Here is a 24,278-nt window from a genome sequence, read left to right on the forward strand (position 1 = left end):
ATCCGTTCGGGCAGGATGAGAACACATTAGGCACGTTTACCCAGGTGCCCCAAACTCCTTGGATAAACGTTACAGAGGATTTACTCGAGAGGCTCTAGATGTGGCAATCTGACAAGTCGTCGCGCCAGACGCTGCCCGTCGGCTGGACGTATCCTCCGACTTTGGCCCCGACCGAGCGCTACGCCCGCACCCGCCTCGCCTGGGAGATCGTCCTCGTCCTGCTCGTGAGCGTCGGCCAGTCGGCGATCTACTCGGTGGTCTCCTTCGTGCGCGCGGCGACGCGGGCGCCCATCTCGCAGCAGCAGACGCAGCTGAACCCCTCGCGCAGCGCGGAGCCGCTGTGGGATGCGATCTACCAGTTCCTCGACATCTTCTTCTCCCTCGCCCTGGTCGCCCTGGCGCTGTACCTGCTGTGGGAGCCGGCGAACAACGCGCTGCGGCGCATCGGTCTCGATTTCCGCAGCTTCGGCTCCGACCTCGGCCGTGGTGTGCTGCTCGTGGTGCTCATCGGCGCTCCCGGCATCGGCGTCTACGCGATCGGCCGCGCGATCGGTCAGAGCATCACGGTGGTGCCCGCGCCGCTGGACTCGTCGTGGTGGGTCATCGCCCTGCTCGTGCTGGCGGCGCTTCGGGCGGGCCTGACCGAGGAGGTCATCTTCCTCGGCTACCTCTTCGACCGCCTGCGCCGTCTCGGGTGGTCGTGGACGGGGATCATCGTCTCGACCGCCCTCCTGCGCGGGAGCTACCACCTCTACCAGGGCTGGCCCTCCGCCCTCGGCAACGTCGTGATGGGGCTCGTCTTCGGATGGTGCTACAAGCGCTGGGGCCGGGTCATGCCGCTGGTGGTGGCGCACACGATCATCGACATCGTCGCCTTTGTCGGCTATCCCCTCGCCGCGGCGTGGTGGCCGGGCATCTTCGCGCCGCCGACGCCCTCGCCGTCCCCGTCCAGCTGACGCGCGGCGCGCTCGGCGCCGCGGGGCGAGGCACCGCCGATCGGCGCGGAGCCGGGGTCCCGGCATCCGGAGACCGAGCTCAGCTCTGCGGCGGCGTCCAGGTCCAGAACGCGGGCGGGATGCCGTCGGGCTCCGACGTGTACGCCACTCCCCCGACGCCCTTCGCGGTGACGACCGCCCCGGTGCGTTCGAGGAGCGGCACGCCCGCGTACGCCGCGAACAGGGACCGGTCGATCTCCTTCGCCTCCGACAGCACGTCGACCGGGTCGGTGTGCACGGTGAGGTCGTCGAACAGCTCGTTGGTGTTCGCACCCTCGATGCCTTCCGCGATGCGGTCGCGCGCCGAGCGGTAGAGGCTCTCGTCTTCGCCGACCCAGGCCAGGGTGGCATCCGCCTCTTCGGGCGTGGTCGCCAGCCGGACCGCAATGCCCGCGCGGGCCCCCATCGACACCAGCCGGGGGAAGACCTGGGCCGAGACGTCGTCGGTGGTGTCGTAGGCCACGCGCAGCACGGCGGCGCGGTCGCCGAGGGCACTGCGCGCCCCGTCGACGTCGCTGCCCGTTCCGGGGGCACCGTTGCCCGACACGAGGTCGGCGTACAGCGAGCCCGCCGCGGGCGACGACAGGAACGACTGCAGCGGCTGCGCGTCGGGGCGCACGGCCCCGAGCACGTCCTGCACGAGGGAGGAGCGGTCGATCGCGAGGGTCATCGCCTGACGCAGATCGGATGCCGTGCGCTCGGCGAACCGCAGGTGCAGGGTCTGCGTGGTCGGACCGACCTGCACCTGGAACCCCGCGTCGGTCAGCGTCTTGTTCTCGGCCACGTCGATGTCGCCGACGTTCGCCACGTCGACCACCCCCGCCTCGATCGCCGACAACTGCGCGGCGCGATCCGCGAAGAAGCGGACCGTGAGCTGCTCGAGGCCCGGGAAGTGCGCCCCCTGGTACGAATCCCGTCGCGCGAGCTGCACGGTGTCGGCGGTGATCTCGGTCACCGTCCACGGGCCCGCCGACACCACTCCCGCGGGATCCGGCGTGCTGCCCGGCGCGATGTCGAAACCGGTGTTCCACGTCTGCGCCGCTGCGAGGAGCACGGGGTTGGGTGTCTGCGGAGCGTCGGGGTCTCCGGCGGGGGTGGTGAGGATCGCGGTCATCAGGTCTTTCACGCTCACGCCCGCGCGCTGCGCGATGACGTGCACGGGCCGGTCGAGCAGCCACTGGCGGTTCCAGTCGGCGAACGGCTGGTCGTAGGTGAGGGTGAGCGTGTCGTCCGCGCGGTCGATGCTGGGGCGGGTCGTGCGCGCGTTCGGGTCGGCCGGCATGGCCGTGTCGAAGTAGCGCGTCCCCGAGACGATCTGTCCGCTCGCGTCGTAGGTCGCGTCGTCGAAATAATGGGAGGTGACGGCCCAGCCGAAGAGGAGGTCGTCGAGGGTGACCGGGGTCCCGTCCGACCAGACACGGTCGGGGAAGAGCTCGTAGCTCACCTTCAGCGGATCGCCCTGCACGCGGGTGATACGCCCCATACCGTTGTTGGGGACCACCTGCAGGTCGCCGTCGAGCGAGCCGAGTCGCTCGTCGAGCAGGGCCGACAGCGCGCGGTTCGCGGGGGTGTCGCCGGTGGCGCTCGCGGCGTTGAAGCTCGTGAGCGAGCCCACGACCCCGACGGTGAGGCTGGTGGGGGCCTGCTCGACGGGGGCCGGCTCCGGCTCCGGCGCGGAGCATCCGGCCAGCAGCACTCCGGTCGCGGCGAGCAGGGCGGCGATCCGTGCCGCTGCGCGGCGTCGTCGAGTCGGTCGAGGATCGTCGTTCAGCCCACGGTGCAGCACAGGGGGAACTGTACTAAACCCGTCCTGAGGGATTCCCGGGGCGCACGCCGCCGGGGCGGGGCGTGTGCCGGCCGGTGGGGCCTGCGGGCCGGCGGGGCGTGCGTTGCCCTGCGGCGCCCGGCTGCCGTCCAGACTGCACGCCACCGACGACTCGGCGGCATCCTGCCCCCGAAACGTCAGCACGCTGCAGTCTCGCGCCTCAGCGCCGCCTGCGTGCGAGGGCACGAGTGAACGGCGGCGGCCCCGGATGCCGGGAACCGCCGCCGCGACGCGGGTCAGGCGAACGCCTCCGGGGGCGGGCACGAGCACACCAGGTTGCGGTCGCCGTAGGCCTGGTCGATGCGGCGCACCGGGGGCCAGTACTTGCCGCGGATGAGCGAGCGCACGGGGTACACGGCGGTCTCACGCGAGTAGGGGTGCTCCCACTCCCCCACGACCACCGTCTCGGCGGTGTGCGGGGCGTTCACCAGCGGGTTGTCGTCGGCGGGCCACTCCCCCGCGGCGACGGCGAGCGCCTCGTGCTTGATCGCGATCATGGCATCCACGAAGCGGTCGAGCTCCGCGAGGTCTTCGCTCTCGGTCGGCTCGACCATGAGGGTGCCGGCGACCGGGAACGACATCGTCGGCGCGTGGAATCCGTAGTCGATGAGGCGCTTGGCCACGTCGTCGACGGTCACCCCGGTCTGCTCCTTGAGCGGACGCAGGTCGAGGATGCACTCGTGCGCGACGAGACCGCCCTCGCCGGCGTAGAGCACCGGGTAGTGCTCGCGCAGGCGCGTGGCGATGTAGTTGGCCGACAGCACCGCCGCGGCCGTGGCCTGACGCAGTCCCTCGGCGCCCATCATGCGCACGTACGCCCACGAGATCGGCAGGATGCCGGCGGAGCCGTGCGGGGCCGCCGAGACCGGTCCGCCATCGAACACGCCGCCGGCGTGCTCGGCACGCTGCGAGAACGGGTGCGAGGGGAGGAACGGTGCCAGGTGCGCCTTCGCGGCGACCGGGCCCACGCCGGGACCGCCACCGCCGTGCGGGATCGCGAACGTCTTGTGCAGGTTGAGGTGCGAGACATCGCCGCCGAGGTCGCCGAAGCGCGCGAAACCGAGAAGCGCGTTGAGGTTGGCGCCGTCGACGTACACCTGCCCGCCGGCATCGTGCACGGCCTGCGTGATCTCGAGCACGTCGTGCTCGTACACCCCGTGGGTCGAGGGGTACGTGATCATCAGGGCCGACAGCTCGGCCGCGTGGTGCGCGATCTTCGCGCGCAGGTCGCCGAGGTCGACGTTGCCGGCCTCGTCGCACGCGACGACCACGACCTTCATGCCCGCGAGGATCGCCGAGGCGGCGTTCGTGCCGTGGGCCGACGACGGGATGAGGCAGACGGTGCGCTCGGTGTCGCCGTTCGCGAGGTGGTAGCCGCGGATCGCGAGCAGGCCCGCGAGCTCGCCCTGCGATCCGGCGTTCGGCTGCAGAGAGACGGCGTCGTAGCCCGTGACCTCGGCGAGCCACCGTTCGAGCTGCTCGATCATCTCCAGGTAGCCGCGCACGTCGGCCTCGGGGGCGAAGGGGTGCACGCGCGAGAACTCGGGCCACGACACCGCCGCCATCTCGGTCGCGGCGTTGAGCTTCATCGTGCACGAGCCCAGCGGGATCATGCCGCGGTCGAGCGCGTAGTCGCGGTCGGCGAGGGTCTTGAGGTACCGCATCATCGCCGTCTCGCTGCGGTGCGCGTGGAAGACGGGGTGCGTGAGGTACTCGTCGTCGCGGTGCAGCGCGTCGTCGACGCCGCGCAGAGCCTCGCCCTCGGGCAGGTCGATCGCCGCCGAGCCGAAAGCGCCGGAGCCGAAGCCCTCGAGGCCGAACGCGTCCAGCACGGCCGCGAGGTCGGCATCCGTCGTCGTCTCGTCCACCGAGACGCCCACGGTCGCATCGTCGACCCACAACAGCTGATAGCCCCGCTCACGTGCGCGATCGACGACGTCCTGCGCCCGACCGGGAACGTGCACGCGCACGGTGTCGAAGAACGCGTCGCTCGCGAGGGTGAGATCGTACGACCGCAGAGCGGATGCCAGGGAGTCGGTCGTGCGCGCGACGCGGGTCGCGATCGCCCGCAGCCCGTCGGGGCCGTGGTACACGGCGTACATCGCGGCCATGACGGCCAGCAGCACCTGGGCGGTGCAGATGTTCGACGTCGCCTTCTCGCGGCGGATGTGCTGTTCGCGCGTCTGCAGCGACAGGCGGTAGGCGGGGGCGCCGACGGCATCCTGGGACACCCCGACCAGGCGCCCGGGCAGCTGGCGCTCGAGACCCGCACGCACGGCCATGTAGCCGGCGTGCGGTCCGCCGAAGCCGAGGGGAACGCCGAAGCGCTGGGTCGTGCCGACGGCGACGTCGGCGCCGAGGGCACCGGGCGAGCGCAGCAGCGTGAGGGCGAGCAGATCGGCGGCGGCCACGACGAGACCGCCGTTCGCGTGCACGGCCTCGGCGACGGCCGAGAAGTCCCACACGCGACCGGTCGCGCCGGGGTACTGCACGAACGCGCCGAACGCTTCGGGCACCTCGCCCCCGAACGACGTCTCGACGATGCGGATGCCGACCGCCGCCGCACGGTGGTGCAGAAGCGCCTTGGTCTGCGGCAGGGCGTCGACGTCGACGAGGAAGACGTCGGTCTTGGCCTTCGAGGCGCGGCGGGCGACGAGCATGCCCTCGACCACGGCGGTGGACTCGTCCAGCATCGAGGCGTTCGCCGTGGCGAGCCCCGTCAGGTCGGTGACCATCGTCTGGAAGTTGATGAGCGCCTCGAGGCGCCCCTGCGAGATCTCGGGCTGGTACGGCGTGTACGCCGTGTACCAGGAGGGGTTCTCGAGGACGTTGCGCGCGATCACCGACGGGGTGAAGGTGTCGTAGTAGCCGAGGCCGATCATCGGGCGGGCGGAACGGTTCGCGATCGCGAGCTCGCGCAGTTCGGCCAGCGCCTCGGCCTCGGTCGCGGCGACGGGGATGTCGCTGGTCTCGCGGGGGCGGACGTGGATGGATGCCGGAACGGCGGTCTCGACGAGAGCCTCGACGCTGTCGTACCCGACGACCTCGAGCATGTGCGCCTGCGCGTCGGGTCCGATGCCAATGTGGCGATCTGTGAAGGCGGCCGGGGTTCCGGCATCCGTGCGGGAAGGAAGGACGGTGCTCATGCGGTGAGGTCCTCGTAGGCGGCGCGGTCGAGCAGGTCGCCGGGGAGCTCGCCCTCGACGCGGATCTTGATGAGCCAGCCGCCGGCGAAAGGTTCGGCGTTGACGAGCGAGGGGTCGTCGACGACGGCGTCGTTCACCTCGACGACGGTTCCCGACAGCGGCGCGTAGAGCTCGCCGACCGACTTGGTCGACTCGATCTCACCGCAGACGTCGCCCGCGCTGACCGCGGAGTCGGCGCCCGGGAGTTCGACGAACACGACGTCGCCGAGCTTGTCCGCGGCGAAGTCGGTGATCCCCACGGTGGCGATGTCGCCCTCGAGGGCGATCCACTCGTGCTCGGAGGTGTAGCTGAGGGCGGTGAGGTCGGTCATGCGTTTCTCCGGTAGAAGGGAAGGGCGATGACGGTCGCGGGGATGCGGGTTCCGCGCACGTCGATGGTCAGTTCGGTTCCGATGGCGGATGCCGCGGGGGCGACGAACGCCATCGCGACGGGGTGGCCGAGGGTGGGGCTGAGGGCGCCGCTGGTGATCTCGCCGACGGTGTCGTCGCCGTGCAGCACCGAGTAGCCGGCGCGTCCGGCGCGGCGGCCGTCCGACACGAGTCCGACCAGCACGGGGGCGTCGGCCGGTCCGGACGACAGTCCCGCCTTCCCGACGAACGTCTCTTTGTCGATCGCGACGACGCGGCCGAGGCCCGCCTGAGCGGGGACGGTGTCGCGCGAGAGCTCGTGACCGTAGAGCGGCATGCCGGCCTCGAGGCGCAGGGTGTCGCGCGCGGCGAGTCCGCACGGGACGAGCCCGCGGTCGGCACCCGCGGCGAGCGCGGCATCCCACAGGGCGCCGGCCTGCGCGGTGGGGATCATCAGCTCGTAGCCGTCTTCGCCGGTGTAGCCGGTGCGGGCGACGAACAGAGGCGCGCCGCCGAAGGTGCCCGCGGTCCAGGCGTAGTAGCCGAGCTCGTCGAGCGGAGTGCCGGTGATCTCGACCCCCGGGGTGGAGCTCAGGATGCCACGCGCCTCGGGGCCCTGGAGGGCGATGAGGGCGTAGGAGTCGGTGACGTCGGTGACCGTGAGGGTTCCGGTCCCTTCGACGGTCTCCGGGACTTCGGTCGCAGCGTCGGGGGCGGCGGTCGCTGAGCCCGTCGACGCGTCCGACGCGGACCCCCAGGTCGCCTGCGCGGTCGCGAACGCAGCGGCCACGGCATCCCGGTTGCCCGCGTTCGAGATGACGAGGAAGGAGTCGTCGCCCGTGCGGTAGACGATCACGTCGTCGATGATCCCGCCCGACTCGGCGAGAACGAGCGAGTACTTCGCCTTGCCCACCTTCATGGTGGAGAGGCGACCGGCGAGCACGTGGTCGAGGAACGCGGCCGCTCGCGAGCCGTCGACGCGGAACTCGGCCATGTGCGAGATGTCGAACAGGCCCGCGGCTTCGCGCACGGCGCGGTGCTCGGCGAGGTCGGAGGTGTAGCGCACGGGCATGTTCCAGCCGCCGAAGTCGGTGAACGAGGCACCGAGGGCCTCGTGCCGGTCGTGCAGCGGCGACGTGCGCGGTGGAGCGGGGGTGTCGGTCATGAGTTCTGCCGTTCGCGGTGACGGACAGACGCCGGTCGGCGCCTGAAGAACTCCCCCTCTGTCATGGGCCTGAGAGTTTCACCGGCGCAGCGTTTCGGGCGGCGCGGCTTTCACCGTCGGCGGGTTCGGGGACGTGGCATCCCGAACCTCTTTCCAGAGTGGCCCGATCGACGCGGTACGCGTACCTGAGAGATTGGCGGGGAGGCTTGCTCCTTCGGTGCCCGGCTGCGTTCGCCGGAGCTCTCCCGCATCGATCATGGGGCCGGTGTGGACTTGTGGGGTCAGCCTAGCGGAGCATCGACGACCGCCGTGAGATGTTCAGCCGTTGTCCTGTTTACGGATTTCGTCGGCGTCGCCGGGGACGCAGAGGGAGGTTCCGGATATGTAGTAGTCGCCGGGGGCCGTAGAAAACGCCAAGCCACGAACAGGACCCCCTTCCCCATAGACGACGACGAGAGGTTCCTCGACTATCCGCACCGTCATCCCGAGCGATTGCCAGTAGTCCGCGATCTTCTTCGCATCCGCGGCGCGATCGGAGTCGGGGGGCGGCGCGCCGTACCCGTACATGTAATTGACCCGCTCACCGGGCCGGGCGCCGCAATTCCCGACCTCCGGCGCCCCGTCCCAGGTCCAGCCGACAGCGTTCAGCAATGCCGCACTATTCTCGACAGTCGCGACTAACGCGTCGCGTGCTTGTTCCGGTCTCATCGGATCCTCTCGTGCGATGCCGCAAGCCGACGTCGACACCAAGACAACCCCCAACACCATGGTGGCCAGCAGGAATGGCGTCGGCAAGCTTCTAAGTCCCATAGCCATGAGTCAGTCCCCTCGTGATGGCTTGCTCGAAAGGTGTAGGCGACGGTGGGGTGTATACCGAAACAGCCGCCCCTTTACCTGTTGTCGCGAGCGCGGTGTTTCGCAGGGATTCCGTACCGGAATCGAGGTATCCCGCCCCCTCGGGTGTACTCGCGACGTGATCAAGCACGGCGTTCAGACCGTCGCCGCCGGAGACGTCAAACGTCTGAGCTCCGAATTCAGGCGCCATGGGATTCACGGGGTGATGGGGCGAGGTGCGTCCGACCCACGCCCACCGATCTCCGCCCGCAGGATCGACCAAGGACACGTCCTGCGCCTGCCCCGCGAAGACGTGACCCGCATGCAGATCACTAGCATCTTCGATTCCTTCGGGAAGACCAGCAGACCCGAGCGTGACGAACGCATCGACGTTCACGTCGTCTTGCGTGAGCGCAAACGACGCCGCCGTTGTTCCGTAAGAATGGGCGACCACACTAATCTCGGCGTCTCCGCGAACAGCCGCGATAGATCGTAGGTCTTCGGCCAACGATGTGCCGCCCTTCTGCGCCAACTCGTTGCTGAAGACGTCAAAGCCACCTTCGGAAAATGGAACGGGTGGAGTTTTGTAACCGACCCACGCCACAACCGCATGACTTTCAGCACTGTCTACCCGATCTTGTTCCGACAGCAGAGACTGGGCGCATCGCACCCAGTCCCCTATTTGTTCCGTCGTTGTCCCCATTCCGGGAATCGCGAAGCTGACGGTGCCTGCAGTGTCGAGATCGCCGATTGAAAGGGCAGCCAGCGGAGGGGCGTCGGCGGTCAACGACACGAGGTATCGGGACGCTTTCCCTTCGGGCACGACGAGACTCACCGCGATGTTCTCCAACCCCGCCACCCGCGCCCGGGCCGCCTCCAGGCGGTCGGCGTAGGCGACCGCTCCTGCATACCTGTCGGCCGGCCCTCCGAATGTCGGCGCCCCCTCCGCCTCCGCCACCTCCGCGCGCGCCTCGGCGAGCTGCGCGTCGAGCCACAGGCGGTTGGCCCGGTCGCGCGCGGCGTAGGCGACCCCACCGAGGTTGCCGATCACGGCGGGGGCGGCGAAAACGAGGGCGTTGCGCTGGGCGTCGGAGAGGGCCGCCCACCAGGGAGCGACCGCGGAGGGCTCCGCCTGGGCCAGGACGTCGGCGAGCGCGGGCTTCGCGCGCAGCACCGCGGCGAGGCTCGGACCGTCGGCGCCGGCGATCGCGTCGAGCATCTGTCCGGCGGAGATGCAGCCCGTCAGCACGGCGAGCCATTCGTCCGCGTCGAGGCCCGGGGTCGCGATGGCGGCGCGGAGGGCGGCGGCGGCCCGGTCCGCCGCCGCGGCGAGCGCGGAGCGCGCGTCGTCGAGAATCGATCGGGCCTCGGCCCGCGGTTCGAGGCCGCGCAACGGCTGCCGATCCGGTGCGGGGAAGGCCGGTGTCGTCGTCGCGGCGGCGTCCATCGCCTCCGCCTGGTTCCACAGATCGACGGCGTCACCGGCGCGTGCGCGAGCGGCGTCGAGGGCGGCGGCGAACTCCTCCAGGGCCGCGTGCGCCGCGCGGAAGGCCGAGGCCATCGCCTCCCACCGCGACGCTCCGGCCGTGACGCGTCGCTCGTAGGCGTCGGCCGCCTCGCCCGCCCAGTCCGGCACCGTCCGCAACGGGCGTAGTGCCGCGGCGGATCGTTCCGCGTCCTCCGCGCGAGCCCTCCAGAGTGCGACGGTGCGGTGCAGGGCGTCTGCGTCTCCGGCGATGAGTCGCACCGGATCCGCGGACTGCCCGAGTTCGGCCGTCACCGGAGGGTCCATCCGACGCTCGCGGCGAGCGCGCGGTACTCGTCGACGGCATCCGCTTCGCCACGCTCGAAGAGATCGGCGACCTCGCTCAGCCCCGTCGACAGCGCCTCGATCTCCCGCTCGCGCTCGGATCGGCAGTCGTTCATGCAGGCGACGAACTCGGCGATCGCGAGGGAGAGATCGGACTGGCCGGGGATGTCCAGGAGCGACAGGGGGCGCAGGCCGGCGGAGACGTCCTTCACCTTCGTCGCGGCCCGCCGCACCTCGTCGAGGGAGAGGGAGATGAGCGGCATGGCAGAGAGCGTAGGGAGCCGGCGCGGGTCGTCCCGTCACCCTGTGGACAACTTCACCCCCGCAGGCGGGAGCGCTCGCGAACCCCCGCGCTCCGCGTTCTCGCCATCGCCTTCGGGGAGCGCACCGAACCGACGGACGAGACGGGCCTCAGCCGCGCGTGCAGCTCCCGGATGCCACGGGCGTCGACAGAGCGCCGATCTGCGCCATCACCGGTTCGAGTTCGGCGGGCGTCATCGCGTATCCGACGTTGTCGTCGGTGTCGGAGCGAGCGAAGACGATACCGGCCACCTCTCCCGAGGTGGTGAGCAGCGGACCCCCGGAGTTGCCGGGGCGCACGATGCCCGCGATGGCGTAGATGTCGCGGGGGGCGGAGGAGGCCTCGTAGATGTCGGGCACGGGCACCGTGCCCTCGGAGAGGATCTGCGCGCTGCCGGAGGTGAAGGGGCCGCCACCGGGGTAGCCCTGGACGACGGCGGAATCGCCCACGGCGAGCGTCGGCACGATGGGGAGGGCCGTGGCATCCAGTTGGTCCACCGAGATCACCGCGATGTCGTCGGTGGGATCGAAGTAGGTGACGCGCCCCTCTCGCGCGGGCCGACCGGGGAGCTCGACAAGCGGGGTGTCGACCCCGGCGACGACGTGGGCGTTGGTGACGATGCGGTCGTCGGCGACGACGAAGCCCGATCCGCTCGAGGTGATGCCGCACGCGTAGGCGGTTCCCGAGATGCGCGCCACCGACTGCGCGGCCTGCGTCAGGGCCGGATCGTCGAGGGCGATCGCGGGCGCGCTGGGCACCGGGCCGATCTGGATGAGCGAGCCGAAGCTCGGGATGCCGCCGGCGAAGACTTGTCCGCGCAGGTCGGCGAGCGCTCCGCGCACCGGCGCCGGGGTGAGGTCGTCGATCGTGCGCACCACGGCCGACGAGCCGAGGGCGGCCGAGACGACCGGGAGCCCGACCGGGGTGAGGGATCCGGCGACGAACGAGACCGTGAGCGCGGCGGCGGCGACGTTCACCACCCCGCCGAGCAGGCGCTCGGGCACGCGCAGCTTGATGCGGTCGGCGCCGCGGCGGAAGAACCCGCCCACGGCGCTGCCGAGGCCCGATCCGATCAGCAGAAGCAGGATGCCGGTGAGGATCATCGCCGGTCCGCGCCAGGCGGGGGCGGTCACCCACTGGCCGACGAACGGCGTCACCCAGTAGGCGGCGACGGCCCCGGCAGCGAGCCCGGCGAAGAAGCCGATCGTGGCGAGGAAGCCGCGCGACAGGCCCGTGATGAGAGCGATCGCGAGAAGGGCGATCAGAACGATGTCGATGATCGGCATCCGACCTCCTGAGTCCTTCTCGAGGCTAGGCGGCGCGTCTGGGAGAACGCTTTCGACGCGCGGCGACCCCCGCGCTCCCCCGCTCGTTCGGCTGGAGAAACGCCGGCGCTGACGAGACACGCGGCGTCCGACCGTGTCTCACCACGGACGGCGTTTTTCGCGACGGATTAGCTGGATTCGCCCTTCGGGTCGGAATGACACTAAGATCGAAGCCGGAGATATGGTCACCATGACACGAACCCCTCGCCCCGAGTCCCGCGACGCCGACGTGCGCGTCGCGGTGTCGACCGTGATCTTCAGCGTGCGCCGCGACGCCGACGACGAGCCCGTGCTGTCGCTCCCGCTCGTCCGCCGCACGCGCGACCCGTTCGACGGCCGGTGGGCACTGCCCGGCGGATGGCTGGATGCCGCCGAGGGCCTCGACACCGCGGCATCCCGGACCCTCGCCGAGACGACCGGCCTCACCCCGAGCTACCTCGAGCAGCTGTACGCCTTCGGCGCCGTCGACCGCTCCCCCACCCGCGTCGTGTCGATCGTGTACTGGGCCCTGCTGCGCTCCGACGAGGTCGACGCCCAGGTGGCCGCGCACGCGCGCGAGGGCGACGCCCCCGAGAACGTCGAGTGGTTCGACGCGACCGACTTGCCGGCGCTGGCCTTCGACCACAACGACATCGTCGAATACACGTTGTGGCGCCTGCGCAACAAAGTCGGCTACAGCCGCATCGCGCACGGACTGCTGCCCGACGAGTTCACCCTCGCCGACCTGCGCGAGGTCACCGAGTCGATCCTCGGCAAACGCCTCGATCCGGCGAACTTCCGCCGCCAGGTCGACACGAGCGACACCCTCATCCCGACCGAGCGCTTCCGCACCGGAAGCCATCGCCCCGCCCGCCTCTACCGCTACAACCGCGACGTGGAGCTCGCCGACCGCGGCCCGCTCCCGTCCCGTCACTGATCGGAAACGCCCATGTCCGCCACACCCCTCACCCTGCAGCCGCGTCCCGCGATCGACCCCAGCGTCGACCACGCGATCCAGGCGATCGTCTCGGGCGCCTCGACCGACGCGACCTGCACGACCGACCTCGCCGTGGGCCCCTGGGACTTCGACACGCGCCCGGGCTACGGTCCCGGCTCGTCGATGGGTGACGTCATCCCCACCGGCGCCCCGCGCCAGGGCGAGCTTCCGCAGCAGTACCGCGACGCGTCCGACGACGAGCTCGACGCCCGCATCCGCGCCGCGAAGGCGACGCTGGGCGATCGTGTCGTCGTGCTCGGGCACTTCTACCAGCGCGAAGAGGTCGTGCGCCACGCCGACTACGTGGGCGACTCGTTCCAGCTCGCCAACGCCGCGAAGGAGCGCCCCGAGGCCGAGGCGATCGTGTTCTGCGGCGTGCACTTCATGGCCGAGACCGCGGATCTGCTCTCGCGCCCCGAGCAGGCCGTGATCCTGCCGAACCTCGCCGCGGGCTGCTCGATGGCCGACATGGCCGACATCGACCAGGTCGAGGAGTGCTGGGAGCAGCTCGAAGACGTGCTCGGAGACCTCGAGACCCCGGATGCCGAGGGCCTCGTGCCCGTGATCCCGGTGACGTACATGAACTCCAGCGCCGCCATCAAGGGCTTCGTCGGTCGCCACGGCGGGATCGTGTGCACCTCGTCGAACGCCCGCACCGTGCTCGAGTGGGCCTTCGCGCGCGGACGCCGCGTGCTGTTCTTCCCCGACCAGCACCTCGGCCGCAACACCGCGAAGGCGATGGGCGTGCCGCTCGAGCAGATGCCGATGTGGAACCCGCGCAAGGCCCTCGGCGGCTCGACCGCGGAACAGCTCGAAGACAGCCGCGTCATCCTGTGGCACGGCTTCTGCTCGGTGCACCGCCGCTTCACCGTCGACCAGATCGAGAAGGCCCGCGCCGAGCACCCCGGCGTGCGCGTGATCGTGCACCCCGAGTGCCCGATGGACGTCGTGGATGCCGCCGACGAGGCCGGATCGACCGACATCATCCGCAAGGCGATCGCCGCCGCGACGGAGCCCACGACCTTCGCGATCGGCACCGAGATCAACCTCGTGCAGCGCCTGGCCGCGCAATATCCGCAGCACGAGATCTTCTGTCTCGACCCGGTCGTGTGCCCCTGCTCGACGATGTACCGCATCCACCCGGGCTACCTCGCGTGGGTGCTCGAGTCGCTCGTCGCGGGCGAGGTCGTCAACCGCATCACCGTCCCTGCCGACGTGGCCGAGCCCGCGACCGTGGCGCTGGAGCGCATGCTCGCCGCCAAGCCGAACGGTGCGGTGAAATGACCACCGTCGTCGTGGTGGGGAGCGGCATCGCCGGTCTCACGGCGGCGCTGCACGCCCACGAAGCCGGATGCCGCGTCACCGTCGTGACCAAGGGCGCCCTGCCCGACACGAACACGCGGTGGGCGCAGGGCGGCATCGCCGCCGTCACCGACCCGGCCGACACGATCGCCTCGCACGCCGCCGACACCCTCACCGCGGGGGCGGGTCTGAACGACCCGGACGCCGTCGACGTCCTCGTCGGCGAGGGCCCCGCCCGCATCGCCGAGCTCGTGGCGCGAGGCGTGGCGTTCGACCGGGCCGCGGACGGCGACTTCTCGCGCGGACTCGAGGCGGCCCACGCCGTCGCGCGGGTGCTGCACGCCGGAGGCGACGCGACCGGCGCCGCCATCCAGGCCGCCCTCGGCGACGCGGTGCGCCGCGCCGGCATCCCCCTCCGCGAACACGCCCTGCTGCGCGACCTGCTGCGCGAAGACGACCGGGTCCGAGGGGTCGAGCTCGCCGACGGCGAGCGCCTCGCCGCCGACGCCGTCATCCTCGCCACGGGCGGCGCCGGACAGCTCTACGCGCACACCACCAACCCCGTCGGGGCGACCGGTGACGGCATCGCCGCCGCGATCCGCGCGGGAGCGGCGGTGGCCGACCTCGAGTTCGTGCAGTTCCACCCGACGGCCCTCGCGGTCGGCGCCCCCTTCCTCGTCTCCGAGGCGGTCCGGGGCGAGGGGGCCGTTCTCATCGACGACAGCGGACGCCGTTTCGCCTTCGACGCCCACCCCGACGGCGAGCTCGCCCCCCGCGACGTGGTGGCCCGCGCCAACGCGCGCGCCATGGCGACGCAGCACGGACGCCCGGTCCGCCTCGACGCCACGGCTCTGGGCGCCGAGCGTCTCGCCCAGCGGTTCCCCACGATCGATGCGGCCGTGCGCGAGCGCGGACTCGACTGGGCGCAAGAGCCCATCCCGGTGACACCGGCGGCGCACTACCTGATGGGTGGGGTCGTCACCGACCTCGACGGACGCACGAGCGTCCCGGGCCTGTACGCGGTGGGCGAGACGGCCCGCACAGGCGTGCACGGCGCCAACCGGTTGGCATCCAATTCGCTGCTCGAAGGGGCCGTGTTCGGAGCACGGGCGGGAGACGCCGTCGCGACCGACCGCGCGTGGCCCGTCTCCCCGGCGGTCGTCGCGCCACCGGCGCCGGTCGCGGTCGCCGACGACGCCCCGGCGTTCTCGCGCGCCGCCCTCCAGCAGCTGATGTGGGACCACGCGGGCCTCGAACGTGACGCCGCGGGGCTCGACCGCGCGGCCTCGACCCTCGCCGCGTGGGCGGCCCGGTCCGTCCCCCGCTCGATCGAGGACGACAACCTGCTGCTGCTCGCCACACGCGTCGTCGACGCGGCGCGAGCGCGCACGACCTCGGTGGGAGCGCACTTCCGCTCCGACGCCGCCGGCCCGCTCACCGCCGCCGCCGCGGCATCCATCCCCTCTCCCTCGGAGGCCCTCGCATGCTGACCCGCGCCACCATCGACCGCGTCGTCACCGCCGCCCTCGACGAGGACGCCCCCTGGGGCGACCTCACGAGCGAGACACTCATCCCCGAGGACGCCGTCGCCCGCGCCGAGCTCGTCGCGCGGGTCGAGGGCGTCTTCAGCGGGGCCGCGGTGTTCGCCGCCGCCTTCATCCTCACCGACCCCTCCATCGTGGTCGAGCAGCGCGTCGCCGACGGCGCGCGCTTCGCGCCGGGCGACACGCTCGCCGTGGTCACCGGTCCCGCGCGAGCGGTGCTGACCGCCGAGCGCATCGGGTTGAACTTCGTGCAGCGCATGTCGGGGATCGCCACCCTCACCAGCCGATACGTGGCCGAGGTCGCGCACACCGGCGCGCGCATCGTCGACACGCGCAAGACCACGCCGGGCTTGCGCGCCCTCGAGAGGCAGGCCGTGCGCGACGGCGGCGGACACAATCACCGGTTCTCGCTGTCGGATGCCGTCATGGCCAAGGACAACCACCTCGCCGTCCTCACCGCGAACGGCCTTTCGGTCACCCAGGCCCTCGAGAGCGCGATCGCCCGCCTGCCGCACACCACGCACGTCGAGGTGGAGGTCGACCGTCTCGAGCAGATCGACGCGGTCCTCGCCGCCGGTGTCGGCACGATCATGCTCGACAACTTCTCGCTCGACGACCTGCGCACCGGTGTCGCCCGCATCGCCGGGGCGGCCCAGGTCGAGGCGTCGGGCGGCGTGAGCCTCGAGACCGTGCGCGCGATCGCCGAGACCGGCGTCGACGTCATCTCGGTCGGCGCGCTCACGCACTCGGCATCCGCTCTCGACCTGGGCCTGGACATCCGCATCGAGACGGCGTGAGCCTCTACCTCGACAACGCCGCCACGACGCCCGTGCGCCCCGAGGTGCTCGAGGCGATGGCCCCGTACCTCACGCGCGTCTTCGGCAACCCGTCGAGTCATCACGAAGTGGGCGAGGCCGCGGCATCCGCTCTCGACGACGCCCGCCGGCGCGTGGCCCGCATCGTCGGCATGCGTGCCGGCGACGTCGTCTTCACCTCCGGCGGCACCGAGTCGAACAACGCCGCGATCAAGGGGCTCGTGCTCGGCTCCGCCCGGACGCACCTGGTCACGACGGCGATCGAGCACGAGTCGGTGCTCGCCTCGGCCGACTACCTGCGGCGACTGCACGGCGTCGAGGTGACCCACGCCCCCGTCGACGCGACCGGCAGCCTGACCCCCGACGCGCTCGCCGGCGCCCTGCGCGAGGACACCGCCCTGGTCTCGATCGGGTACGCGAACAACGAGATCGGGACGATCCAGGATGCCGCCGCCCTCGCCGCCGTCGCACACGAACGGGGGGTCCCCCTGCACCTCGACGCGGTGCAGGCCGCCGGGTGGCTCCCCCTGTCGGACACCGGAGCGGATGCCGTGACCATCGCCGGCCACAAGGTCGGCGCGCCGAAGGGCACCGGAGTCCTCGCCGTGCGCGGCCGCCTGCCGTTCGAACCGCTGCTGCACGGAGGCGGACAGGAGCGCGGCCGTCGCTCCGGAACCCCCGACGTCGCCGGTGCCGTCGCGATCGCCACCGCGCTCGAACTCGCCGAGGCCGAGAGGGGCGAGGCCGCCGCCCGCGTCGGCGCCCTGTCGGCCGCGTTCATCGCCCGCGTCCTCGCGCACGCGCCCGGCGCGCGCCTCACCGGACACCCCTCGCACCGGCTCCCCGGCACCGCGAGCTTCGTCTTCCCCGGCACGAACGGCGAGACCGTCCTCCTCGAGCTGGAGCGGCGCGGGGTGGTCTCGTCGAGCGGATCGGCGTGCGCGGCGGGCAGCGACGAGGCGTCGCACGTGCTGCTGGCGGTCGGCGTCGACCACGACGAGGCGCGCACCGCCGTGCGCTTCACACTGCCGCGGTCGCTGACGGGATCTCTCGACGCCGTCGCAGATGCCGTCGTCGCCGCCGTCACCGCCGTAGGATCGCGCGGGTGAGCACCACCGGAGTCACCGTCATCGTCCCCGGCTTCGACGTCGCCGAATACGCCGAGGAGGCCCTGGACTCCCTCCGCGCCCAGTCGCACCCGCACTGGACGGCCGTCCTGGTCGACGACGCCTCGAGAGACGACACGGCCCGGATCTTCGCGGATGCCGAGGCCGACGACCCCCGGTTCCGCGTCGTCCGACACGACGAGCAGCGCGGCCTCGGCGCCGCCCGCAACACCGGACTCTCCCTCGTCCAGACCCCGTACACCGCCTTCCTCGACGCCGACGACGTGATGCGCCCCGACGCCCTCTCGCGCCTGGCCGACACGCTCGACCGCACCGGCAGCTCCTTCGTCGTGGGCGCGTACGTGCGACTGCGACCGGATGCCGACGGCCCCGGCTACACCGCCGGCGACGTGCAGCCGTGGGTCGCGGCGGCCACCGACCCCGCCCGGTCCGCGACATCGCTCGCGCAGCACCCGGCGGCATCCGGGAACATCGTCGCGTGGTCGAAGATGAGCCGCACCGACTTCTGGGGAGAGCAGGGACTGCGCTTCCCGGAGGGGCGGTACTACGAGGACCAGGTGCTCGCGCAGCGGATGTACACCGCGGCCGCCGCGTTCGACGTCATCCCCGACGTGATCGTCGAGTGGCGCCAGCGGCGCGACGGCGGCTCGATCACCCAACGACTCGGGGAGGTCGAGGTGCTGCGCGACTACCTCGAAGCCCTCGGCGAGGGAATCGCGGTGCTGCGCGCCGCCGGGGCGGATGCGGCGGTGCGCGAGCGCGGTGCGCTCATCCGCACACTCGATCTGCCGCCACTGCTCGCCATCGCCGAGACGCATCCCGACGCGGCGTACGGCATCGCGCTCGAGGCGTTCGTGGAGTCGCTGCCCGCGTGACGCCCGCCGCGGGCGTCGTGTCCGGCGGGCTCGCTGGCGCTCGGGGCGCGTGACAGGCCCCGGGGAGTGACGGCGTGCTGTGGGCGCGCCTCAGGCAGGAGCCTCGTCGGCGCGACGCGCCGGGAGGGCAGCGCGAGCGAGGCCCGCTTCGTCGAGCTGCTCCTCGGCGAGCACGAACGACGCCGCCAACTGCTCGGCGGCGAGGCTCGCGTACAGCCCGCCCCGAGCCAGCAGCTCACCGTGCGTTCCGGATTCGACGATGCGGCCGGCATCCACCACGTGGATCCGGTCGGCGCCGATCACCGTCGAGAGACGGTGCGCGATGGACAGGGTGGTGCGTCCGTGGGACGCGGTCTCGAGGGCTTCCTGCACGATGCGCTCGGAGACGGTGTCGAGCGCGCTCGTCGCCTCGTCGAGGAGAAGGACCGGTGGGTCTTTCAGCAGCACGCGGGCGATCGCGATGCGCTGCTTCTCGCCGCCCGACAGGCGGTAGCCGCGCTCGCCGACGACGGTGTCGTAACCCGCTTCGAAGCCCGCGATGACGTGGTGGATGTTCGCGGCGCGGCACGCGGCCTCGATCTCGTCGTCGGTCGCATCGGGGCGGGCGTAGCGCAGGTTCTCGCGGACCGTGGCGTGGAAGAGGTAGGTCTCCTGCGAGACGATGCCGATCTCGTCGATGATCGAGGCGCGGTCGAGCGTGCGCACATCGGCGCCCGAGAACATCACCGCGCCGCCCGTCGCCTCGTACATGCGCGGGGTGAGGTACAGGATGGTCGTCTTGCCCGCACCCGAGGGCCCCACGAAGGCGACGTGCTGACCGGGCTCGACCGTGAACGAGACGCCGTCGAGAGTCGGACGAGCCTGTTCGGGGGCGTCGGGATAGCGGAACTCGACGTCACGGAACTCGATGCGCCCGAGCGGACCCGGAGCCGCGGACACCGGGAGCGCATCGGGGGCGTCGACGATCGCCGGACGCAGATCGAGGTACTCGAAGATGCGGGCGAACAGCGCCGACGAGGTCTGCACGTCGAGCGCCACGCGCATGAGTCCCATGAGCGGCATGAGCAGCCGCGCCTGCACCGTCGTGAAGGCGACGATCGTGCCGGCCGTGATCGCGCCCACTCCCCCGCCGATCAGGTAGCCCGAGACGAGGTAGATGACCGCGGGCACGCTCGACATGATCACCTGCACCACGGCGAAGAAGCCCTGGCCGCTCATCGCACGACGCACCTGCAGGCGCACCTGGTTGTCGTTCTCGGCGTCGAAGCGCGCCGACTCGGTGCGCTGACGGTTGAACGATTTCGACAGCAGGATGCCGGACACGCTCAGGGTCTCCTGCGTGATCGCGGACAGCTCCGAGAGCGACTCCTGCGTCTCGCCCGCGATGCGCGCGCGCACCTGGCCCACGCGGCGCTGCACGAAGATGAGGAAGGGCATGAGCGCGACGGCGATGAGCGTCAGCCGCCAGTCGATGAGGATCATCGCCACGAGCGAGGCGATCACCGTGACCGCGTTGCCGAGGATGCTCGTGACCGTGTTGGTCAGCACGCCCGACACCCCGCCGACGTCGTTCTGCAGGCGGGACTGGATGACACCGGTCTTCGTGCGCGTGAAGAAACCGAGCTCCATCGCCTGCAGGTGGTCGAACAGCCGCGTGCGCAGGTCGCCGGTGACGCGGTTGCCGACCGTGGCGGTCAGCCAGGTCTGTCCGACGTTCAGGCCCGCCGACAGCAGGAAGAGACCGATCATGACGCTCACGAGCATCGCGAGCAAACGCAGGTCGGGCGACGAGCCGTCGACCGGGAACAGGGCGTCGTCGAAGATGCGCTGGACGAGCAGCGGGGGGATGACGGCGACCGCGGCGCCCACGACGACGAGGAGCGCGGTGAAAGCGATGCGCCAGCGATACGGCCGGAACAGCTCCACCACACGGCGTCCGAGGTCGGCCACCCGCGGCGCCTGCGCGTTGCGCTTGCGCTGCATGTCGGCATCCACACCGCGGAACATGCTCCCGCCACCTCCGTGCATGCTCATGCGGGCCAGCCTACGTCCGCCCACCGACACCGGCTCGCGAGGGGCCGATGTCGGAGGTCGCCGATAAGCTCGGCCCGCCCGTCGACGACTTTCCTCGACGGTGGAATACCTCGGCACCGCGAACCGTTGTGCCTGTCGCAGTCGCCTCCGCGGCACCACCGAAGCCCCCCGCACGATAAGGACCTCGTCATGGCCGCCACTGGCACCATCCCCGTCTCCCGAACGCGCAGCGCGTCGGCTCCCGAAGCGGCGCCGCGCACCGGCCCCGTCATCGCGCTCCTCGTCGTCGCGGCGTTCGTCGTGATCCTCAACGAGACGACCATGTCGGTCGCGCTGCCCGTGATCATGGCCGACTTCGGCGTGAGCGCGGCGACGGGGCAGTGGCTTACGTCCGCGTTCCTGCTGACCATGGCCGTCGTCATCCCCCTCACCGGCTTCCTGCTGGAGCGCTTCCCGATCCGCGTCGTGTTCTTCGCGGCGATGGGCGTCTTCGCGCTGGGCACTCTGATCGCCGCTATAGCCCCGGTCTTCGGCGTCCTCCTCGCGGGGCGCATCATCCAGGCGATGGGCACGGGCGTCATGATGCCGCTGCTGTTCACGACCGTGCTCAACCTGGTTCCCGCCGACAAGCGCGGTCGGGTGATGGGCGTCGTCACGATCGTGATCGCCGTCGCCCCGGCCGTCGGTCCCACCGTCTCCGGGCTCATCCTCTCGGCCCTCACGTGGCACGCCATCTTCTGGCTGATCCTGCCGATCGCCCTGATCGCGATCGTCCTCGGCGCCCGCTGGGTGCGCAACGTCACCGAGACGCGTCCGGACGCACGCTTCGACAAGCTCTCCGTCGTGCTGTCGGCGCTCGGGTTCGGGGGTCTCGTCTACGGGCTCAGCGCGATCGGCGAGTCCGCGTCGGGACACGCCTCGATGCCGGTGTGGATCCCCCTCGCCGTGGGCGCGGTGTTCGTCACGGTCTTCGTCCTGCGCCAGCTGCGCCTGCAGCGCTCGGACTCGGCCCTCCTCGACCTGCGCGTGTTCCAGAGCCCGTCGTTCCGCCTCGCCGTCCCGCTCGTCGCGATCGTGATGGCGGCGCTGTTCGGCTCGCTCATCCTGCTGCCGATCTTCCTCCAGCAGGCTCTCGGCCTCAGCAGCCTCACCGTCGGGCTCATGCTGCTGCCGGGTGGCGTGCTGATGGGCGTGATGGCGCCGATCGTGGGGCGGCTCTTCGACCGCTTCGGCCCCACTCCGCTCGTCATCCCGGGCATGCTGATCGCCGCTGCCGTGCTGTGGACGATGGCGCTCACCTTCGGGCAGACCACGCCGATCTGGTGGATCGTCACGGTCTACCTCGCGCTCAACCTCGGCCTGGGTCTCGTGTTCACTCCCCTGATGACCTCGGCGCTCGGCTCGCTTCCCCGCCGGCTCTACTCCCACGGCAGCGCCGTGGTGGGCACCGCTCAGCAGGTCGCGGGCGCCGCGGGCACCGCGGGGTTCGTCGCGATCATGACGGTGTTCTCGAGCGCCGCCGCCGCGGGCGGCGCGGAACAGCCCGCGGCGATCGCGTCGGGAGTGCACGCGTCGTTCCTGGTGGGTGCGGTCATTGCGACCGCGGCCGTCGTGCTCTCGTGCTTCGTCCGCAAGCCGGCCGAGACCGAGGACGCCGAGTCCCCCGTCGTCGCGCACTGATAACGACCCGCCGGAGGGTGGGTCCGGCGCGTCACCTCGAGCTCGCTGATCTGCGATCCGGGGTGCCGCGCCGCGATGGACGTCGGCGGGGAGCCGTCAGAACGACGTCAGAGCGAGCACGACCCGCCGCCGCAGCACTGCGACGCGGGGCGGTCGTCGTCGGAGTCGTCGACGTCGGGCGCATTCAGCAGCGTGAGCAGGGGCTTCGGCGAGGGCGCGCTGTCGGTCGTGGTGTCTCCGGACATGCGCTCCATGCTACGCCCGCGCGTGCGGACGAGGGCCGCGCCGCCGCTGCCCCCGGGGATCACCGCATCGGGCCCGCGGGAGGCGCGGTACCCGCGGCATCCGGCATCCGCAACCCCCGGTCGCCGGGCGCACGACGTTCCTAGCGTGGAAGCACCCCATCCACATCGAAGAGAGGCGTATTCATGACCGATCTCACCGGCAAGCGCATCGCATTCCTGGCCACCGACGGATTCGAAGACAGCGAGCTGACGAGCCCGTGGGAGGCGGTGACCTCCGCCGGCGCGGAAGCGGTCCTGGTCTCTCCGAACGAGGGCAGCATCAGCGGCGAGAAGGGCCACGAGCAGAGCGTCGACCTCGCCGTCGCGAGCGCCTCCGCGGGAGACTTCGACGCGCTCGTCCTCCCCGGCGGCGTGCAGAACGCCGACGACATCCGCATCGTGAAGGATGCCGTGTCCTTCACCCGCGCCTTCTTCGACCAGCACAAGCCGGTCGCGGTCATCTGCCACGGCGGGTGGATCCTGACCGAGGCCGACGTGCTCAAGGGACGCACGCTCACGAGCTACCCGACGCTGCAGACCGACCTGCGCAACGCCGGCGCGACGTGGGTCGACGAAGAGGTGCACGTCGACCAGGGCCTCGTCTCGAGCCGCAACCCCGACGACCTCCCGGCCTTCAACGCCAAGCTCGTCGAAGAGGTCGCCGAGGGGAAGCACTCGGGCCAGACCGCCTGAGAATTCCCGCACAGAAGGGCCCCGGACCACGGTCCGGGGCCCTTTCGCGTCCGCTCCCCCGGCCGATCCTCAGCGATCCGCACAACCTCAGCCCCGAACCGCCCCCGCGAACAGAGGATGCGCGAATCGCCGAGGTTGCGCCGCAGCCGCGCACCCACGCACCCACGCAGCCTGGGCCCGCGCAGTCCCGCGCGCCGCCCCGGCCAGGCACCCGCGCAGCCCCGCCCGGCGCCGCAGCCTCAGCCCCCGCAGCCGCGCAACCTCACCCCCCACACCACAGCCCCGCCGCCCGACGCCCCACCGCACGCGCCCCGAGCCTCACCGGCCCTGGCACGACGGGCACCACTGGCCGCCGCCCTTGGTTCCGGGGATGTCTTCGACGACTCCCCCGCACCCGGGGCACGGCTCACCCGTGCGGCCGTGCACTTTCATCGCGGCGACCTTCGCGGCCTTCTGCTGGGCGATCGGCACGCCGCGGCGCTCCGCCACGGCCGTCGCGAGCGTGTCATGCAGGGCGTCGTACAGCCGCGTGACGTCGGCGTCCGTGAGCGCCGAAGCGTGCGCCGTCGGCGACAGTCGCGCGGCGAAGAGGATCTCATCCGAATACGCGTTGCCGATTCCGGCGAGCGTCTCCTGCTCCTGCAGCAGCGCCTTGAGCTGTTTGCGACGGCCGCCGAGCGCCCGCACGAGCATCTCCCGCGAGAAGCCCGGGTCGGCGGCATCCGGACCCAGCTTCGCGACAGCGGGAACCTCGGCCGGATCGTCCACGAGATGCAGCTGCACCGACAGCCAGTCCCCCGCGTCGACGATGCCCAGGATGCCGTCGTCGAACACGAGGCGCGCGATCACCGCCGCGGCCGGAGCGGCGTCGTCAGCCGGGGCGTCCGCCTCCTGCCACGTCGCCCACCCCGCCCGACCGAAGCCGAGCGAGAGGTGCGCACCGTCGAGGTCGAGGTCGATGTGCTTGCCGTACCGCGTCACCGCGGTCACCCGTCGCCCGACGAGCCCGTCGAGCGGGCGCGCGCGGGTCTTCCACGCGCGCCCCTCGACCAGCTCGGTGGCCCTCACCTCGTGACCGGTCAGGCGCTCGCGCAGAAACAGAGCGAGCGCCTCGACCTCGGGGGCTTCGGGCATCGTCG

Annotated in this window: 20 protein-coding genes and 1 riboswitch; of the genes, 9 read left to right on the forward strand and 11 right to left on the reverse strand. The window is 71.5% G+C overall.

The window, feature by feature from the left end; translation table 11 throughout:
* The first annotated feature begins 98 nt into the window (after positions 1 to 98).
* Positions 99 to 956, forward strand: a complete 858-nt coding sequence (locus tag AB1K56_RS15215; protein ID WP_371206330.1) for a CPBP family intramembrane glutamic endopeptidase — start codon at positions 99 to 101, stop codon at positions 954 to 956.
* 79 nt (positions 957 to 1,035) lie between these two features.
* Here the strand turns inward: AB1K56_RS15215 and AB1K56_RS15220 are convergent, their stop codons facing one another.
* From AB1K56_RS15220 to AB1K56_RS15255, 8 genes are all read right to left on the reverse strand, one after another.
* Positions 1,036 to 2,781, reverse strand: a complete 1,746-nt coding sequence (locus AB1K56_RS15220) for an ABC transporter substrate-binding protein (protein ID WP_371206331.1) — start codon at positions 2,779 to 2,781, stop codon at positions 1,036 to 1,038.
* Positions 2,782 to 3,056: 275 nt separating this feature from the next.
* Positions 3,057 to 5,966 carry an aminomethyl-transferring glycine dehydrogenase gene (gcvP, locus tag AB1K56_RS15225; protein WP_371206332.1) on the reverse strand — a complete coding sequence of 970 codons (2,910 nt, stop codon included), beginning with the start codon at positions 5,964 to 5,966 and terminating at the stop codon, positions 3,057 to 3,059.
* On the reverse strand, positions 5,963 to 6,337 hold the full coding sequence (gene gcvH, locus AB1K56_RS15230; RefSeq protein WP_108318411.1) for a glycine cleavage system protein GcvH: 375 nt from the start codon (positions 6,335 to 6,337) through the stop codon (positions 5,963 to 5,965). The genes gcvP and gcvH overlap by 4 nt, the downstream gene beginning before the upstream one ends.
* A complete protein-coding gene (locus AB1K56_RS15235; protein ID WP_371206333.1) occupies positions 6,334 to 7,539 on the reverse strand; it encodes an aminomethyltransferase family protein in 1,206 nt (401 codons plus the stop codon). Before AB1K56_RS15235 ends, gcvH begins: the two co-directional genes overlap by 4 nt.
* A gap of 163 nt (positions 7,540 to 7,702) precedes the next feature.
* Positions 7,703 to 7,797: riboswitch (glycine riboswitch) on the reverse strand.
* Positions 7,798 to 7,857: 60 nt separating this feature from the next.
* Positions 7,858 to 8,355 carry a hypothetical protein gene (locus AB1K56_RS15240; RefSeq protein ID WP_371206334.1) on the reverse strand — a complete coding sequence of 166 codons (498 nt, stop codon included), beginning with the start codon at positions 8,353 to 8,355 and terminating at the stop codon, positions 7,858 to 7,860.
* Complete coding sequence (locus AB1K56_RS15245) at positions 8,339 to 10,165, reverse strand: alpha/beta hydrolase (RefSeq protein WP_371206335.1); 1,827 nt, start codon at positions 10,163 to 10,165, stop codon at positions 8,339 to 8,341. The genes AB1K56_RS15240 and AB1K56_RS15245 overlap by 17 nt, the downstream gene beginning before the upstream one ends.
* Positions 10,150 to 10,446 (reverse strand): hypothetical protein, encoded by a 297-nt coding sequence (locus tag AB1K56_RS15250; protein ID WP_371206336.1) that lies wholly within the window; start codon positions 10,444 to 10,446, stop codon positions 10,150 to 10,152. The genes AB1K56_RS15245 and AB1K56_RS15250 overlap by 16 nt, the downstream gene beginning before the upstream one ends.
* A 148-nt stretch (positions 10,447 to 10,594) precedes the next feature.
* Positions 10,595 to 11,770, reverse strand: coding sequence for a MarP family serine protease (locus AB1K56_RS15255; RefSeq protein WP_371206337.1), 1,176 nt, complete (start codon positions 11,768 to 11,770; stop codon positions 10,595 to 10,597).
* A gap of 229 nt (positions 11,771 to 11,999) precedes the next feature.
* On the opposite strand from AB1K56_RS15255, the gene AB1K56_RS15260 reads away from it, so the two are divergent.
* The 6 genes from AB1K56_RS15260 to AB1K56_RS15285 are packed head-to-tail and all read left to right on the forward strand — an operon-like array spanning position 12,000 to position 18,448.
* Complete coding sequence (locus tag AB1K56_RS15260; RefSeq protein ID WP_371206338.1) at positions 12,000 to 12,725, forward strand: NUDIX domain-containing protein; 726 nt, start codon at positions 12,000 to 12,002, stop codon at positions 12,723 to 12,725.
* Positions 12,726 to 12,737: 12 nt separating this feature from the next.
* Positions 12,738 to 14,069, forward strand: coding sequence for a quinolinate synthase NadA (gene nadA / locus AB1K56_RS15265; RefSeq protein WP_371206339.1), 1,332 nt, complete (start codon positions 12,738 to 12,740; stop codon positions 14,067 to 14,069).
* Positions 14,066 to 15,577, forward strand: coding sequence for an L-aspartate oxidase (gene nadB, locus AB1K56_RS15270; protein ID WP_371206340.1), 1,512 nt, complete (start codon positions 14,066 to 14,068; stop codon positions 15,575 to 15,577). Before nadA ends, nadB begins: the two co-directional genes overlap by 4 nt.
* Positions 15,571 to 16,428, forward strand: a complete 858-nt coding sequence (gene nadC, locus AB1K56_RS15275; RefSeq protein ID WP_371206341.1) for a carboxylating nicotinate-nucleotide diphosphorylase — start codon at positions 15,571 to 15,573, stop codon at positions 16,426 to 16,428. Before nadB ends, nadC begins: the two co-directional genes overlap by 7 nt.
* Positions 16,425 to 17,555 (forward strand): cysteine desulfurase family protein, encoded by a 1,131-nt coding sequence (locus AB1K56_RS15280; RefSeq protein ID WP_371206342.1) that lies wholly within the window; start codon positions 16,425 to 16,427, stop codon positions 17,553 to 17,555. Before nadC ends, AB1K56_RS15280 begins: the two co-directional genes overlap by 4 nt.
* Positions 17,552 to 18,448 carry a glycosyltransferase family 2 protein gene (locus AB1K56_RS15285; RefSeq protein WP_371206343.1) on the forward strand — a complete coding sequence of 299 codons (897 nt, stop codon included), beginning with the start codon at positions 17,552 to 17,554 and terminating at the stop codon, positions 18,446 to 18,448. The genes AB1K56_RS15280 and AB1K56_RS15285 overlap by 4 nt, the downstream gene beginning before the upstream one ends.
* Positions 18,449 to 18,538: 90 nt before the next feature.
* On the opposite strand, the gene AB1K56_RS15290 is transcribed toward AB1K56_RS15285, so the two are convergent.
* On the reverse strand, positions 18,539 to 20,482 hold the full coding sequence (locus tag AB1K56_RS15290; protein WP_371206344.1) for an ABC transporter ATP-binding protein: 1,944 nt from the start codon (positions 20,480 to 20,482) through the stop codon (positions 18,539 to 18,541).
* 189 nt (positions 20,483 to 20,671) lie between these two features.
* Here AB1K56_RS15290 and AB1K56_RS15295 point away from each other — a divergent pair, with 189 nt between their 5' ends.
* Positions 20,672 to 22,162 (forward strand): MDR family MFS transporter, encoded by a 1,491-nt coding sequence (locus AB1K56_RS15295; protein ID WP_371206345.1) that lies wholly within the window; start codon positions 20,672 to 20,674, stop codon positions 22,160 to 22,162.
* A gap of 107 nt (positions 22,163 to 22,269) precedes the next feature.
* On the opposite strand, the gene AB1K56_RS15300 is transcribed toward AB1K56_RS15295, so the two are convergent.
* Positions 22,270 to 22,407, reverse strand: a complete 138-nt coding sequence (locus AB1K56_RS15300; RefSeq protein ID WP_264631130.1) for a hypothetical protein — start codon at positions 22,405 to 22,407, stop codon at positions 22,270 to 22,272.
* A gap of 183 nt (positions 22,408 to 22,590) precedes the next feature.
* Between AB1K56_RS15300 and AB1K56_RS15305 the strand changes: the two genes are divergently transcribed.
* Entirely contained in the window at positions 22,591 to 23,139 is a 549-nt protein-coding gene (locus AB1K56_RS15305) for a type 1 glutamine amidotransferase domain-containing protein (RefSeq protein ID WP_136585270.1), read from the forward strand.
* Positions 23,140 to 23,457: 318 nt separating this feature from the next.
* On the opposite strand, the gene AB1K56_RS15310 is transcribed toward AB1K56_RS15305, so the two are convergent.
* On the reverse strand, positions 23,458 to 24,273 hold the full coding sequence (locus AB1K56_RS15310; protein ID WP_371206346.1) for a DNA-formamidopyrimidine glycosylase family protein: 816 nt from the start codon (positions 24,271 to 24,273) through the stop codon (positions 23,458 to 23,460).
* Positions 24,274 to 24,278: the final 5 nt, after the last annotated feature.

The organism is Microbacterium sp. BWR-S6Y (assembly GCF_041379845.1).
Classification (GTDB): Bacteria; Actinomycetota; Actinomycetes; order Actinomycetales; family Microbacteriaceae; genus Microbacterium; species Microbacterium hydrothermale.

Coding starts and splice junctions, on each gene's coding strand:
- AB1K56_RS15215 (WP_371206330.1), top strand. CDS start 99: ATGTGGCAATCTGACAAGTCGTCGCGCCAGACGCTGCCCGTCGGCTGG.
- gcvP (WP_371206332.1), bottom strand. CDS start 5,966: ATGAGCACCGTCCTTCCTTCCCGCACGGATGCCGGAACCCCGGCCGCC.
- gcvH (WP_108318411.1), bottom strand. CDS start 6,337: ATGACCGACCTCACCGCCCTCAGCTACACCTCCGAGCACGAGTGGATC.
- AB1K56_RS15235 (WP_371206333.1), bottom strand. CDS start 7,539: ATGACCGACACCCCCGCTCCACCGCGCACGTCGCCGCTGCACGACCGG.
- AB1K56_RS15240 (WP_371206334.1), bottom strand. CDS start 8,355: ATGGCTATGGGACTTAGAAGCTTGCCGACGCCATTCCTGCTGGCCACC.
- AB1K56_RS15245 (WP_371206335.1), bottom strand. CDS start 10,165: ATGGACCCTCCGGTGACGGCCGAACTCGGGCAGTCCGCGGATCCGGTG.
- AB1K56_RS15250 (WP_371206336.1), bottom strand. CDS start 10,446: ATGCCGCTCATCTCCCTCTCCCTCGACGAGGTGCGGCGGGCCGCGACG.
- AB1K56_RS15255 (WP_371206337.1), bottom strand. CDS start 11,770: ATGCCGATCATCGACATCGTTCTGATCGCCCTTCTCGCGATCGCTCTC.
- AB1K56_RS15260 (WP_371206338.1), top strand. CDS start 12,000: ATGACACGAACCCCTCGCCCCGAGTCCCGCGACGCCGACGTGCGCGTC.
- nadA (WP_371206339.1), top strand. CDS start 12,738: ATGTCCGCCACACCCCTCACCCTGCAGCCGCGTCCCGCGATCGACCCC.
- nadB (WP_371206340.1), top strand. CDS start 14,066: ATGACCACCGTCGTCGTGGTGGGGAGCGGCATCGCCGGTCTCACGGCG.
- nadC (WP_371206341.1), top strand. CDS start 15,571: ATGCTGACCCGCGCCACCATCGACCGCGTCGTCACCGCCGCCCTCGAC.
- AB1K56_RS15290 (WP_371206344.1), bottom strand. CDS start 20,482: ATGAGCATGCACGGAGGTGGCGGGAGCATGTTCCGCGGTGTGGATGCC.
- AB1K56_RS15295 (WP_371206345.1), top strand. CDS start 20,672: ATGGCCGCCACTGGCACCATCCCCGTCTCCCGAACGCGCAGCGCGTCG.
- AB1K56_RS15300 (WP_264631130.1), bottom strand. CDS start 22,407: ATGTCCGGAGACACCACGACCGACAGCGCGCCCTCGCCGAAGCCCCTG.
- AB1K56_RS15305 (WP_136585270.1), top strand. CDS start 22,591: ATGACCGATCTCACCGGCAAGCGCATCGCATTCCTGGCCACCGACGGA.
- AB1K56_RS15310 (WP_371206346.1), bottom strand. CDS start 24,273: ATGCCCGAAGCCCCCGAGGTCGAGGCGCTCGCTCTGTTTCTGCGCGAG.